Source organism: Bacillus infantis NRRL B-14911 (genome assembly GCF_000473245.1).
GTDB lineage: Bacteria > Bacillota > Bacilli > Bacillales > Cytobacillaceae > Bacillus_AB > Bacillus_AB infantis.
On sequence record NC_022524.1, the window covers coordinates 3,456,504 to 3,470,408 of the forward strand.

Annotated in this window: 14 protein-coding genes; 3 read left to right on the top strand and 11 right to left on the bottom strand. The window is 48.7% G+C overall.

Features of this window, described 5'->3' with window-relative positions; translation table 11 throughout:
* Nucleotides 1-5: 5 nt before the first annotated feature.
* A complete protein-coding gene (gene ruvA, locus N288_RS17520; protein ID WP_009796123.1) occupies nucleotides 6-617 on the bottom strand; it encodes a Holliday junction branch migration protein RuvA in 612 nt (203 codons plus the stop codon).
* Between the two features lie 133 nt (nucleotides 618-750).
* Between ruvA and N288_RS17525 the strand changes: the two genes are divergently transcribed.
* Nucleotides 751-1,269 carry a hypothetical protein gene (locus N288_RS17525; RefSeq protein WP_009796122.1) on the top strand — a complete coding sequence of 173 codons (519 nt, stop codon included), beginning with the start codon at nucleotides 751-753 and terminating at the stop codon, nucleotides 1,267-1,269.
* A 55-nt stretch (nucleotides 1,270-1,324) separates the two neighbouring features.
* On the opposite strand, the gene N288_RS17530 is transcribed toward N288_RS17525, so the two are convergent.
* The 7 genes from N288_RS17530 to nadB all read right to left on the bottom strand — a co-directional run bounded on the left by N288_RS17530 (nucleotide 1,325) and on the right by nadB (nucleotide 9,059).
* Nucleotides 1,325-1,849 (bottom strand): intercompartmental signaling factor BofC, encoded by a 525-nt coding sequence (locus N288_RS17530; RefSeq protein ID WP_009796121.1) that lies wholly within the window; start codon nucleotides 1,847-1,849, stop codon nucleotides 1,325-1,327.
* Between the two features lie 267 nt (nucleotides 1,850-2,116).
* Nucleotides 2,117-2,734, bottom strand: coding sequence for a YhcN/YlaJ family sporulation lipoprotein (locus N288_RS17535; protein WP_022544228.1), 618 nt, complete (start codon nucleotides 2,732-2,734; stop codon nucleotides 2,117-2,119).
* 87 nt (nucleotides 2,735-2,821) lie between these two features.
* The gene (locus tag N288_RS17540) at nucleotides 2,822-3,811 is read right to left on the bottom strand and encodes a phosphotransferase (RefSeq protein ID WP_069358531.1); all 990 of its coding nucleotides are present in this window, start codon (nucleotides 3,809-3,811) and stop codon (nucleotides 2,822-2,824) included.
* On the bottom strand, nucleotides 3,795-5,309 hold the full coding sequence (gene safA / locus N288_RS17545; protein WP_022544230.1) for a SafA/ExsA family spore coat assembly protein: 1,515 nt from the start codon (nucleotides 5,307-5,309) through the stop codon (nucleotides 3,795-3,797). The genes N288_RS17540 and safA overlap by 17 nt, the downstream gene beginning before the upstream one ends.
* A 240-nt stretch (nucleotides 5,310-5,549) precedes the next feature.
* Nucleotides 5,550-6,656, bottom strand: coding sequence for a quinolinate synthase NadA (nadA, locus tag N288_RS17550; RefSeq protein ID WP_009796115.1), 1,107 nt, complete (start codon nucleotides 6,654-6,656; stop codon nucleotides 5,550-5,552).
* Entirely contained in the window at nucleotides 6,653-7,504 is an 852-nt protein-coding gene (gene nadC / locus N288_RS17555) for a carboxylating nicotinate-nucleotide diphosphorylase (protein WP_009796114.1), read from the bottom strand. Before nadC ends, nadA begins: the two co-directional genes overlap by 4 nt.
* On the bottom strand, nucleotides 7,473-9,059 hold the full coding sequence (gene nadB / locus N288_RS17560) for an L-aspartate oxidase (protein ID WP_022544231.1): 1,587 nt from the start codon (nucleotides 9,057-9,059) through the stop codon (nucleotides 7,473-7,475). Before nadB ends, nadC begins: the two co-directional genes overlap by 32 nt.
* Nucleotides 9,060-9,163: 104 nt before the next feature.
* On the opposite strand from nadB, the gene N288_RS17565 reads away from it, so the two are divergent.
* Both N288_RS17565 and N288_RS17570 read left to right on the top strand, forming a co-directional pair.
* Nucleotides 9,164-10,321 carry an IscS subfamily cysteine desulfurase gene (locus N288_RS17565; protein ID WP_009796111.1) on the top strand — a complete coding sequence of 386 codons (1,158 nt, stop codon included), beginning with the start codon at nucleotides 9,164-9,166 and terminating at the stop codon, nucleotides 10,319-10,321.
* A gap of 62 nt (nucleotides 10,322-10,383) precedes the next feature.
* Nucleotides 10,384-10,926, top strand: coding sequence for a transcription repressor NadR (locus N288_RS17570; RefSeq protein ID WP_009796110.1), 543 nt, complete (start codon nucleotides 10,384-10,386; stop codon nucleotides 10,924-10,926).
* A gap of 64 nt (nucleotides 10,927-10,990) precedes the next feature.
* On the opposite strand, the gene pheA is transcribed toward N288_RS17570, so the two are convergent.
* The 3 genes from pheA to obgE all read right to left on the bottom strand — a co-directional run bounded on the left by pheA (nucleotide 10,991) and on the right by obgE (nucleotide 13,884).
* Nucleotides 10,991-11,869 (bottom strand): prephenate dehydratase, encoded by an 879-nt coding sequence (gene pheA, locus N288_RS17575; RefSeq protein WP_009796109.1) that lies wholly within the window; start codon nucleotides 11,867-11,869, stop codon nucleotides 10,991-10,993.
* 156 nt (nucleotides 11,870-12,025) lie between these two features.
* Nucleotides 12,026-12,481, bottom strand: coding sequence for an ACT domain-containing protein (locus N288_RS17580; RefSeq protein WP_035403585.1), 456 nt, complete (start codon nucleotides 12,479-12,481; stop codon nucleotides 12,026-12,028).
* A gap of 110 nt (nucleotides 12,482-12,591) precedes the next feature.
* A complete protein-coding gene (gene obgE / locus N288_RS17585; RefSeq protein WP_009796107.1) occupies nucleotides 12,592-13,884 on the bottom strand; it encodes a GTPase ObgE in 1,293 nt (430 codons plus the stop codon).
* Between the last annotated feature and the right edge of the window lie 21 nt (nucleotides 13,885-13,905).

Sequence of the window (13,905 nt, forward strand, 5' to 3'; positions counted from 1 at the left end):
CCGTCCTACTTAAGCAGCAGCTGCAAGCCTTTTTTAATATATTCATCTGTTGTAAGCTTCTCTTTTTCCAATGCCGGTTTTATGCGCTTGACCTCTTTTTCCGAATAGCCAAGAGCCCTGAGTGCCAGGATGGCCTCCTCAAGAAGAGCAGCGCTTCCTGTAGCAGCAGGCCTGGCTGCATCAGGATTGAACAGATTGGGAAAGAAGTCCGGAATCGCCTCCTGAAGCTTGCCTTTCAAATCAAGTATCATCTGGCGCGCCGTTTTTTTGCCCACTCCCGGGAATTTGACCAGGAACGCTTCATCTTCGTCCTCAATCGCCTGGACGACCTGAGCCGGCTCTCCGGATGCAAGGATCGCAAGGGCTCCTTTTGGCCCGATGCCGGAAACGTTCAGCAGCTTTGTAAACAGCATTTTTTCCTCACGGGAATGGAAGCCGTATAAAGCGAAAATATCTTCCCTTACATAATGATAGGTGAAAATCTGGATTTCCCCTCCCTGCTTATTTGAATAGCTGAATGGGTTGGGTGTGCTAATCTGATAGCCTAATCCATTATTTTCGACCACTATATATTCAGGGCCGATAAATTCGACCGTGCCTTTTATATATTCAAACAAATGTCTCGCTCCCCAAATTTTCTGTACCTCATTCTATCATACTACAAAGATTTGCCGAAGAAAAAAGTTGCAATTTTCAGGGTTATTTCTATATAATGGGAGAGGTTTTAAAAAATGACTGGGGGTCACCGAATTGAAGAAACTATTATCTCTTTTAGCAATTTTCACACTATTATTTGCCGTTGCAGGCTGCTCTTCAAATGAAGATGAGGGCAAAGAAGAAAAAGCTGCTGAAGAAAAGACAGCTGAACTGAATGATGCTGCTAAATCAAAGATCTATAATAGCGTCCGCATTGCGGAGCTGAAGGTAAACGAAGTATTCAACAAAGAAACCGCTGCTGACGAAGAAACGATCGTCATCAACTCAAGCTTTGCAGATGAAAGCTCTGCATCCGCATTCCTTTCAAAATACTACAGTGAAGATCTGGCAAAAGAAATGTATGCGCACTATGCTACAGACCAGAAATCTGAAGATGGCAAGATGATAGTCAATACTGAGCCGTTCTTCAATCCTTCTTTCCTTGATACAACACAGGAAGACGTTAAGATTGAGGGCGATGCAGACAAAGCCACTGTGACAACTGCCGAAAATGCAGCTTATACAGTGGAAATGCAAGACGAAAATTATGTAATAACAGGCTATGAAAAGTAATGAAGCCGGCCCTGGCCAATTGGACCAGGGCTTTTCTATCTTCACTCTGCTTATGCTACTGGCCGCTTCCGCTTTTTGAATAAGACTGGAAGGCCTCCAGCACCTCCACATACCTGTTCTTCGTCATGATTGGGATGCCTTTTTCAAGCTGTTCCCTTTTCTTGCTTTCAAGCTTCCCTATATCAATCTGAAAAAATGACTGGATGATTCGGCTTTTGTCCGGCCTGCCGTTATAGATGGTCAAAATGCCTTCATCCGTCAATCCAAAATACCCGTTCGATTTTAATAAAGGTGAAATGTCGTCCACCTGCTGGCGGAAAACCATTTGGCCTTCATCCATTTCAACCAGCTGCCATTCGTCATACTTGGACCAGAAATCCTCCAGGGACCACACGGTTTCCTGAATTTCTTCTTCGCTCATTTCCCCGTCGAGATACACTCTCTCCAGTATGACTGAGAGCTCGAGCGGGCCGCTTTCAGATGCACGCACCAGGATTCCTGTTTCTGTACCTGCAATTACAGCAAACCATACAGCTATCAGGAGAAATGAGGCAAGCAGCCGGATTGGATTGGTTCTCATAACAGATCACCCCTGGTTTGGTTTCCAAAACTTTATTTTTATTGTTTCCAGCTTCACATTAAATATGCCAATTTTTTTTAGGGATAATAGGAGCTTCAATTTTAGAAAAACAGCCTCCTCAGCATGGATAACATTAAAAGGAAAGCGACGGTAAATAATATGACGACCAGAATTTTTTCCTGTTTATTTTCTTTTTTCAACTCCTTGTCCTCCCTTTATTTTTTTATGTAAAGAAAAAGCAAAGCCGCAGCTCTGCTTTTTCAAAAATCAGCGGCCATTGCCATTGAGCCTGTGCCTGAGCGAATGGAACATATCCTTGATGTCCAGGTCAATCTGCTCTCTTGGCCCGCCATCCCGCAGGTCATTGTCTATATTGCGGATGCGGCTGAAGGTGCCTTCGTCCGCCACCACTGTACAGGATCTGCCCCGCAGATAAGGGGACACAGCCTGCTGTATGTCCTGCTTTGTCTCCTCTTCCCTGCTGTAGTCGGCCAGATCGACTGCAATCAGGACATCGCTTCCGTAAACGACAGAACGGACGTCTTCCACATTGCTGACGGCTGCTGTTTCATCGCCTATCTTTTCCGCAAGCTGCCCTTCGTAAGCCGTATAATAGGATCTTTTTGCTTCCCTTGTATTATCATCAAGATGCCCGTGGTAGTTGGCATCACTGTGGCTGAAGCGATTATCATGCTGGTAGAAATTCTTATCATAGGCTGCAAGCGGACTGGACGGATTCTTATCCCGGTCCATGCCTGCCCCAAGCGACTCTGTGCGATGACCCGATTCAGAAGCTGTATCTCCGCCGTTTCCTCCCATAGCGCAGCCTGCAAGGCCAAGGCTTAATAATGCTGCAAATGGTACTGCCAGAAATTTCTGGTTCAAGCGGGTGACCCCCTTCGCCAATTTTGAGCTGTGCTCATTAATAGCTTTCCGGCGAAGGTTTGATTTCATCCTGAAAGTTTTGTCCAGCTAATCAGGCAGGTCATTCGCAAGGTCCATCAGCTCTTTGATGAAAGCCTTCCTTTCGGTAAACTGCCCTGCAGTCATATCGAGCAGCTGCCTTGTTTTATAAGGATCGTTGTATGTCCTTTCTCTGACTAATCTGTTCCATTCCCGGAAAATGTCGGAGGGAAACGCCAGAGCAAAAATAAACCCCTTTTTGCTGAGATACGGAGACAAAACATCATACTCTCTCAGCGCTTCGGCAGACCAGCCAATAAACGGCAGGATCCGGTTGGCATATTGAAGATAGTCCATGCATACTGCTCCGATGCTGATTAAATCAAAGTCGATCAAATGGACTTTACCGTTTTCATCCCTAAGAAAATTATGGTGGGCCACATCACCGTGAAGGACTGTTTCATTTTCAGCTTCAAAAAATGCTTTTTCCCGCTCCATGCCTTTCAGGGACCAATCCGCCCAGCCCATCAGCTCTTCAATCATTTCTTTCTGGACGAAAAATTTAACCACTGGCTGATTGTTCAGAAACAGCGCTGCCCTTTCACGCCATTTTTCAATCTGGCTGAAACGCGGCAGGACACGATCATAGCGACCGGCCACCTTCGCAGCTGTTTGGTGGTACCGGCATAACAGTTCAAGTCCGGCACTGCGGTCAGCTTCATCATGATAAGAAAAAGAGTCACCCGGGACAATGTATTTCATGACTCCATAGTAATACATCCCATCATAAAGCGGCTGGACGGATGACACTGTTTCAAAGCTGCAGGCAGAATCAAAACCTTCTTTTTTGAGGGAAGAGGTGAAAGCCTCCTGAATTTTAAGGCGCTGATAAGAGGAATACCCTTTCACCACATACATGTCCTGCCCGGTATCAATCAGCATGACATTGTTTCTGACCGGTGAGAGTTCTTTAACGGGAAAAGGGAGGATTTGGCGTAAATAGGAGAGGAGACGATTGCAATAAGAATCGTCTCCCCAGCTTTTAACCATTAAATTCATAGCTTTCATCGTCAAAGCGCGGCATTCCGAATGCCTGGCCGCCCATCGGGCCATATCCCTGCGGCTGGCCCATGTATGGCGATTGGCCGAAGCCCATCTGCTGTCCATACTGAGGCTGGTACGGGGCTCCATAGCCCATTTGCGGCATGCCCATCCCCATATGGTGCATTCCTGGCTGCATACCATGGTGCATGCCCGGCATCATCTGCGGCATGCCTGAGCCGCATCCGCAGTCATCAGACATTCCCTGGACGCCCTGCTGAGGCATGAGAGGCATCTGGGCTTCGGAAGGCATGAGCGGCATTTGGCTTTGCGAAGGCATTAATGGCATCTGGGCCATAGAAGGAGACTCATATCCCTCCATCGCTCCCTGTACCATAGGCTGCTGAGGATATCCGTATGGCATACCCGGTTCACAGGCACCATAGCCAGGGCCAGGCATTACTGGTGAAACCGGGTGAAGGCAGGCTGGGTATGGAGGAAATGGATATTGCTGCTGCATGGCAGGCATGGTCTGCGTCGGCTGGAGCGGAAGCTGCTGCTGGGACATAGGAGATAATGGCAGCTGCTGCTGCTGATCTGACATTCCCATTACACCTGTAGGCTGGGCATACATCGGATTCGTGTTTGCCATAGGCATAAAAGATGAAGATTCTTCATAATGGTGCTGCATCTGGCCGGCACCTTCCATTCCAGGCATCATGCCGTATGGCATCTGCTGCTGGTATGGCATGGAAGCCCCCTGAACCTGAGGATAATGGCCAGGCTGCTGATAACCATGCCCCGGGTTCACCGGAGATCCTTGATAATAGTTTGGCTGATAAGGGTACATAGGCTGTTTATAACCTCCTTGCAGCGGCATCTGCGCTGTTTCTGGACTTTCCATCTCAGGGCTTTCTTCACCAGCCGGTTTAATGCCGGGAAGAATATTCATTGGCTTCGGCGGCAGCTGCGGCTGCTGCTTTGGCATGGTGATCGGCATCTGGGCTGCCGGCTCTTCCAGAGGCTTCGGCTTGTATTCCTGTTTCGGCATGGCCTTTGGCTTTGGCTGCGGTTTTGGCTGCGGTTTAGGGGCAGGCATGTTCATCATATAGTAATTGTTGATATCAATATCCGGAATGATCGGCTGCGGCATTTTTGGAACAAAAGGTGCTTTCGGCTGTTCCATCTTTGGAGCCGTCACCTGCGGCTTTGGTGCTTCTTTCTTTGGCTGCGGCGCTTCCACAGCCTGCATTGGCTTTTCTTTTGCAAAAGGATGCTCTGTTGTTGGCATTTCCTTCTTCGCGCCCATATTGATTTTTGCTTCAGGAGACATTCCCATCGGGGCTTCTTTCTTTATACTTCCCCCTGCTGTAGGAACTTTTATCTTCATCCCGGGCATAATCATATCAGGGTTGCTGAGCTGCGAATTCATCTTCTTCAGCTCTTCAAAGTTCACGCCGTACTTCTTGGCGATCTTCCAAAGAGTATCCCCTTTCTGTACGATATGGATCTTCACTCTGATATCCCTCCTATGCATAAGTCCATACATTGTATGACGGAATGGGCAAATTGCTAATCATTATCAAAAAAACTTATGCGGTTCCGGATAAACTTTGCGCCTCAAGCCTTGCAGCGGTGCCATGCATCAATTGAAAAACTAAATAAAACAGTCCCTTCGTCTTCAATGATATGAATGGCAGGCTTGCCATATAACAAGGAAGAAGAGGGACTGCTGAAAACCTCCGATATTTATTTGTCAGGACCGTGCAAGCATCCTTTCAAGGGCAAGCCTTGCATTGGAAGCATCAGGCTCCGAAACTGTGATCCTGTTCACAGCATTTCCTTCCGCCGCCATCTCAAGCGACCAGGCCAAATGCGGAAGGTCGATTCTGTTCATGGTCAGGCAGGGGCACATATTCGGGTTGAGTGAGATGATCTTTTTGTCCGGATGGGATTGAATAATCCTGTTCACAAGATTCATTTCAGTCCCGATTGCCCAATGGGTCCCCGGAGCTGATTTTTCGATTGCCTGGATGATGAAATTGGTTGATCCGGCCAAGTCAGAACGTTCGACTACCTCTCTCCGGCATTCAGGATGCACGATGATTTTCATGCCAGGATAGTCTGCCCTGACCTGCTCGATGTTTGCCACTGTAAAGTTTTCGTGGACAGAGCAGTGACCTTTCCAAAGGATAACCTTTACTTCCTCCAGATTGCCTTCGTATTCAAGAATTTCAGAGATGGGATTCCAGACGGCCATTCTGTCAAGCGGGATAGCCAGATTGAAGGCTGTATTCCTCCCAAGATGCTGATCTGGCAGAAAAAGCAGCCTTTCTTTTTGTGTAAACGCCCACTCCACCATTTCTTCTGCATTCGACGAGGTAACGGTGGCCCCTCCATGTGCACCTACAAATGCTTTGATCGCGGCTGTTGAATTTACATAAGTCAGAGGCAGCATCGTATCGCCGAACATGGCAGACAGCCGGCTCCACGCTTTCTCAGTCTGGCGGATATCGGCCATATCAGCCATGGAACAGCCAGCCCTCATATCAGGCAGGTAGACCTTCTGACTTTCTGTAGTCAGGATATCCGCTGTCTCAGCCATAAAATGGACCCCGCAGAAGACAATATGCTCTGCGTCTTTATTCTCAGCAGAGAGCTGGGCAAGCTTCAGCGAATCTCCGGTAGCATCGGCAAATTGGATGACTTCATCTTTCTGATAATGATGTCCGGGGATGAAGAGCTTCTTTCCAAGCCTGCTTTTTACAGCCCGGACCCTTTCCTCAAGCTCTTCTGCTGGCATTGTTTTATATTTTTCCGGCAGCATCTTTGCCCCTTGCTCTGCTATCTCAAAAATATTCATCCTTTTACCTCCTGAAGCATTTTGACTTTCACACTGATATCCAGCGATTTGACAGAATGTGTGAGAAAACCGAGCGAGATATAATCAACATCTGTTTCCCCATAAGCGGCAAGTGTCTCCATCGTAATCCCGCCTGATGCCTCTGTTGTGATTCCTTCCGGGACGAGCGGCAGCCATTCCCGGATTTCTTTTGGTGACCGGTTGTCAAACATGATGACATCCGCCTTCACTTTAACCGCCTCAAGCACCTGTTCCTTCGTTTCTGTTTCAACCTCTATTTTCACCATGTGGCCAAGTCTCGACCTCACCGCTTCGACAGCATTAGAAATACTCCCTGCGAAGGAAATATGGTTATCCTTGATCATGACAGCATCATACAATCCATACCGGTGGTTAAAGCCTCCGCCTGTACGAACTGCATATTTCTCCAGCATCCTCAAACCCGGGGTCGTTTTTCTTGTATCCGTGATCCTCGTGCGGCTTCCGGCCATTAACTGTACGGCTTCATTTGTCCTTGTTGCAATCCCGCTCATCCGCTGCAGCAGATTCAGGATAACACGCTCCCCTTTCAGGAGGCTGTGAACCGGACCTCTCACCCTTGCAAGAGTCTGGCCGGCTCTTATCTGCCCGCCGTCCCTGGCGATTAAATCAATATCAATGCTGCTGTCCAGTAAAGGGAAGCCTGTCAAAAGGATATCAGCTCCGCAGAAAACGCCATCTTCCTTGGCCAAAAACACAATCTCCCCCTGCTCTTCTTCCCCAAATATTAATTCACTGCTCACGTCCCGGTCCCCGATGTCTTCAAGAAAAAATTGTTCAAGTAGCAGCCGCAGCTTTAATCTGTTCATTTTCCCCATCCTCTTCTTTTTGATCTTTCTGCTGGATTATTTGTACTCTCAGCCATTTCTGGTCATCCTCAAATGGAAAGTCGCTTCGGAAATGCCCTCCTCGGCTTTCGGTCCTTTTTAAGGCCGCTTCTGTGATGAGCCATGAGGCAATCAGCATGAAGATAACCTTCATATCCTCCCGGCGATACCCTTCAAGCGAAGCACTGACCCACTTTTCCGCTCCAAATCTCTGCAGCCATTCCCTTTGTGCAAGAAGGCCGGAGGCGGTCCGGACAATCCCGGCATTCATCATCATGCGCTCTTTTATTTCCCCGATATTGGGCAGGTATGGCAAAGGGCGGGAATCGTCTGTCTCTACGCTCCTGGATCCCGCCTCATTGGGCTGCACCCGACATGATAAGATATACCGGGCAAGCTGCCTTCCAAAATAAAGTCCTTCGAGCAAAGAATTGCTCGCCAGCCGGTTCGCCCCATGGACACCTGTACAGGCAGCCTCTCCTATGGCATAAAGGCCGCTGACTGACGTCCTGCCGTCCAGATCGGTCCTGATTCCGCCCATCAGGAAGTGGCTGCCGGGAATGACCGGCAAAAGCCCCCGTTCAAGGGATATCCCGTTTTGCCTGCACATCTCCGTTATTGTCGGGAACCGGGAAGCGAAATTCCCGATAGAGGTAATATCAAGAAAAATGTCAATTCCGCTATTTATATACTCGAAAATGGTTTGCGACACGATATGGCGCGGAGCCAGATCCTTCATAGGGTGGACGTTCTCCATGATCGCGCGGCCATCAGCTGTGACAAGCCTTGCGCCTTCCCCCCTCACAGCTTCAGAGATCAGGCCTGCGCCTTTTCCGCCGATTGACAATAATGTTGGATGAAATTGAATAAACTCCATATCTGCAACCTCTGCCCCAGCCCTGTATGCCAAGGCGATTCCGTCCCCCGTGACAGTTGCGGCGTTGGAGGTATAACTATACAGCTGGCCGCAGCCCCCTGTTGCCAGCACAATGTGATCTGCATAAAATTCAGCCTGTTTCCCATCCTGCCCTATGCCCCTCACCCCATAACAGCCGGAATCATTTGTCAGAAGATCATAGACAAAAAAGTCTTCAATGATCAAAGCTTTTTCATTTGTTTGTCCCAGTAAAAACCCTATCAGCTTTTTTCCTGTTGCATCGCCGCCTCCATGGACAATCCTTTTTTCCCGGTGTGCCCCTTCCATTCCCAGGAGAAGCTCGCCGGCTGTACTTCTGTCGAATGAACAGCCGGATGCAAGCAATTCATTGATCAATCCGGGGGCGGCTTCTGTCATACGCCTTGCTGCGTCCTCGTCATTATGCCAGCGGCCCGCTTCCAATGTATCTTTTAAGTGAAGAGAAGGGCTGTCCTTGCTGCCAAGAGCTGCCGCTATGCCGCCCTGGGCCATATAAGAATTGCTATCTGTCGCTTTAGATTTTGTGAAAATAATCACATTCATATCACGGCTGAGCTCCTTTGCCATTTGCAAAGCCGCCACACCGCTTCCAATGATAATCACATCGGTGCGATTTGCCATATTTTCTTCCTCCTGTTTTACAGGTGTCTTGACACCTATATTTACATAGAATTAAACTTATGACAAGTGATTTTTAATATTCATAGATTGGAAGCTGGTTTACGATGAAATATTTTGATTATGCTGCGACGTCTCCATTAGATCAGGATGCGGCAAATGTATATGTAAAAGCGGCCGGGGAATATTTCGGCAATACAGGCAGCCTGCATGACACCGGCAGCCGGGCAGCTTCCCTTCTCGAAAGCTGCCGTTCCCAGCTGTCCCTCATGCTCGGTGCCGAGAAGGAAGGGATTTTTTTTACAAGCGGGGGAAGCGAGGGAAATTTCCTTGCCATCCATGCACTGCTTTCTGCTGCGGAAAAGAAAGGAAAGCACATCATAGCAGGCAAGGCAGAGCATTCTTCTGTCCACAGTACACTCAGGCGGCTTGAGGAAGAAGGCTGTGATATAACACTCCTGCCTTTTGATGAAAAAGGAAGAATAAGAATTTCCGACTTTGAAGCTGCTATAAGGGAAGATACAGTGCTGGCTGTCATTCAGCACAGCAATTCCGAGATCGGGACCATCCAGCCAATGATAGAAATAAGCGCACTTTGCCGGAATAATGGAATTCTGCTGCACAGCGATATGGTCCATTCTTTTGGAAAAATGGAGCTGGCCGGCATTCTTGGGCATGTCGACAGCCTTTCAATTTCTGCCCACAAATTTTACGGACCGAAAGGGGCTGGAGCTGTATACATCAGACCCGATCTTTCCTGGAAGCCTTATTATCCAGGCAGTTCGCATGAGAATGGTTTCAGGCCCGGCACTGTAAATGTCCCAGGGATAGCGGCTATGACAGAAGCCGCAGGCAAGGCATACAGCACCATGGCTGACTTTTCGGCGCTTGCTTACAGGCAGAGGAAAGAATTTCTTGGCGTGCTGAAAGAGGCGGACCTGCCTATTTCGGTATATGGTTCCGGCTTTTCCGGGGAGCAGCTTGCCTCTACGGTCGGGCTTGGGATCAGCGGGATTGAAGGACAATGGGTGATGCTTGAATGCAATCGGAGAGGATTTGCGATATCAACAGGAAGCGCCTGCCAGACAGGCATGCAGAATCCTTCCAAGACCATGCAGGCGATGGGGATAGAAGATGCTGCAGCAAAGGAATTTATCCGTATTTCCTTTGGGCGGGATTCTTCCTTTGAGGAAATCAGAGAACTTGGCAGCACAATTGCCGGCATCATCAGGGATTACAGCCGGCACAAGCCTGCCGCTGAATGATCGCTTTCAGGAAAATGCTGTGTTAAAATGGTTCATTATAAAAGGTGTTAGGAGAGTTTTGTATGAACGGACAGAAAAAAGTTCTGGGGGATGAACGGCGCTCTATGCTGCTGGATCTCCTGAAATCCCGCCAGGAGCCAGTCACAGGGAGCGAGCTTGCCAGAAAAGCGAATGTTAGCAGGCAGGTCATCGTCGGCGATATCACGCTTCTTAAGGCAAAGAATGAGCCGATCATTGCCACCAGCCAGGGATACCTCTATCTTCAGCAGGTTCCTCCCGCCCAGCTGTTCGAACGGACGGTCGCCTGCTCCCACTCTCCAGACAAGACAGAAGAGGAGCTGAATCTGCTTGTAGACCACGGGGCAACTGTTAAGGATGTGAAGATTGAGCATCCTGTATATGGGGACCTCACAGCATCCATCATGGTTTCCAACCGGCGGGAAGTCAAACAGTTTTTGGAAAAAATCAGGAAAACCAATGCTTCCTTCCTCTCAGAGCTTACCGGAGGCTTTCACCTCCATACCATCACTGCTCCTTCTGAGGCAATTCTGGATGCTGCAGAACAGGCCCTTTCGGAAGCTGCTTTCCTCGTTGACCTTCCGTAGAGCGGATGTTCATCCTAATACGCAAAAAGGCCGGGCTTCAGCAGCCCGGCCTTTCTTTTAGTAATTAATGCGCATTGGACGCCTTATCCCTCGTTTTCCTGCCAATCTGGTAATACGGATAGCTTCCCAGTATTTTCACTCCGCATCCCAGCGCTTCCAGCTCTGCTACCGCTCCCGGTATCAGGATATCATCGGCTTCCATATCAATATCAATGATGAAAAAATAATTGCCAAGCCCCGTTTTCATCGGCCTTGATTCAATCTTGGTCAAATTCAGCTTTCTCCAGGCAAATGCAGATAAAACCTGATGAAGCGCACCTGCCCGGTCTGAGGGCAAGGTGGCCATAACGGTCGTTTTAAAGCCCAGCGCCTTTGTTCTATCAAGCTTGACAGGCTTTTTCGAAATAACAGCAAAGCGGGTGTGGTTATATTGAAAATCATGAATATTCCTTTTTACAATAACCAATCCATATTCCTCTGCCGCGAGTTCATTGGCAATGGCGGCTGCCTTCATTTCCGGATTCTCTTTCACAAATTGAGCGGCAGCAGCCGTCGAGGTCATATTTTCTGACGGGATGCCCCTCAAATCCTGGTGCAGGAATTTATGGCATTGGGCGATTGCATGTGAATGGCTGTAAATGATTTCAGTATCCTGCCACTCTTCTGCATGCTCCGGATGCACCATCAGATGCTGGCTGATTGGAGCCGTTATCTCCCCGCAGATCGGCAAATCCACTTCATGAACCAAATAATCCAGCGTAATATTGACAGATCCTTCAAGCGCATTCTCAATCGGAACAACCGCAAAGTCAATTTCTTCATTCAGGACCGCGTCCATGCAGCCTGGAATGGTGCGGTAAGGGATAGATTCCGTCTCCGGAAACATCGCCCTTACTGCCAAGTCAGTGAATGTAGCCTTTGGCCCAAGATAGCCTGCTTTCATAGTCAATACTCCTCCCAAACAAATCCACAGTCCCTTTTTATATACTTTAACACTTTACACTGTGTATGTCCTTAGTTTTCAAGATGGGAATGGATAAAACTCTACAAACCTGCAGGGGATGCCGCCCGGTTTTAAAAAAAGGCGCCGGGAATATGGCTATGCACCTGATCCCAGCACCTCTACTTTTTCAACAAATTCCAATTTTCTCAGCCTGGCCAAAAGCTCATCGATTTCAATTCCCATCCCGCTCGTATTGAGAGACATGGTGACATTCGCCCTGCTTTGCAGAGGGATGGTCTGATGAATCGTTAAAACATTGCAGCCTGAGGATGCAACAATCCCAAGCAGCTGAGATAATGTTCCTGACCTGTCCTCCAAATGGAAAAACAGGGTGATAAGCCGCTCTTTGATCACGGTATGAAAAGGGAAGACCGTATCCCGGTACTTATAGAAGGCACTTCTGCTCAAGTCGACCTTCTGGACAGCGTCCCACACCGATTCCGCTTTCCCTCTATCAATCATTTCCTTCGCTTCAAGCGTTTTTTTCATGGCTTCCGGAAGGACATCTTCACGGACCAAATAAAATTTCCTATCTGACTTATCCTGTCTCATTCCTTTCACCCCTTCGCGTAAAGCAGTGTCTATGTATGTATAATTTTTCCTTGAAAAAGCCATGAAGCCTGCACCGGCCCGTCACGGTTCCGGCGCAGCGGCTTTATATGCTATTCAACAAATTCAAATTCAAACTCAAGCAGCTTGATCGTGTCGCCATCCTTGGCTCCGCGTTCCCTCAGTGCCTCGTCCACGCCCATGCCCCTCAGCTGGCGCGCGAAACGGCGGACAGATTCTTCCCGTGAAAAATCGGTCATCTTGAACACTTTGATGACAGCATCGCCTGAAAGGACGAAACTTCCGTCCGGATCCCTTGTGATTACAAACTCAGTCTGAGGCTTTTCATGCTTATAGACAACCCGGTTAATGCCATTATCCTCTTCTTCATCTTCCATGAGAGGGAATTCAGGCGTTTCCTCGATCTTGTCTGCAACAGCAAACAGCAGATCCCTGAGGCCCTGCCTTGTAAAAGCGGAGATCGGGAAAATCGGGTGATCATCAGTCAGCCTGCTCTTGAATTCCTTCAGATTTTCTTCAGCTTCCGGCATGTCCATTTTATTGGCTACAATGATCTGCGGACGCTCTGTCAGGCGAAGATTGTACTCTTTCAGCTCTTTATTGATTGTCAGGTAATCCTCATACGGACCCCGGCCTTCCACTGCTGCCATATCAATAACATGGACAATGACACGGGTCCTTTCGATATGGCGGAGGAACTGATGCCCCAGTCCAACGCCTGAGTGCGCCCCTTCAATCAGCCCGGGCAGGTCTGCCATTACAAAGCTTCTTCCATCTTCTGTTTCAACCATCCCTAAATTCGGGGCGATTGTTGTAAAATGGTACTCGGCAATCTTTGGCCTTGCTGAAGATACAACCGAAAGCAGGGTAGATTTCCCGACACTTGGGAATCCGACAAGCCCGACATCAGCTAGAAGCTTCAGTTCGAGGACTACTTCCCGCTCCTGGCCAGGCTCGCCATGCTCTGACAGCTCCGGCGCAGGGTTGGCAGGAGTAGCGAATCTGGTATTGCCCCGCCCTCCGCGTCCGCCTTTTGCGATGATGGCCCTTTGCCCATGCTCAGTCAGATCTGCTATAACTTCTTTTGTATCCGCATCGGTCACAACCGTTCCCGGCGGAACCTTGATAATCATATCCTTTGAATTTCTGCCATGCTGATTTTTGGACATTCCATGTTCCCCGCGGGATGCTTTGAAATGGCGGTTATAGCGGAAATCCATCAGGGTCCGCAGGCCTTCTTCCACCTCAAACACAACATCTGCACCCTTGCCTCCGTCCCCGCCGGCAGGGCCGCCCTTAGGCACGTACTTTTCACGGCGGAAAGCAACCATCCCGTTGCCTCCGTCTCCGCCTTTCACATATATCTTCGTTTGATCGACAAACATATTAAAAACTCCTCCTGTCTG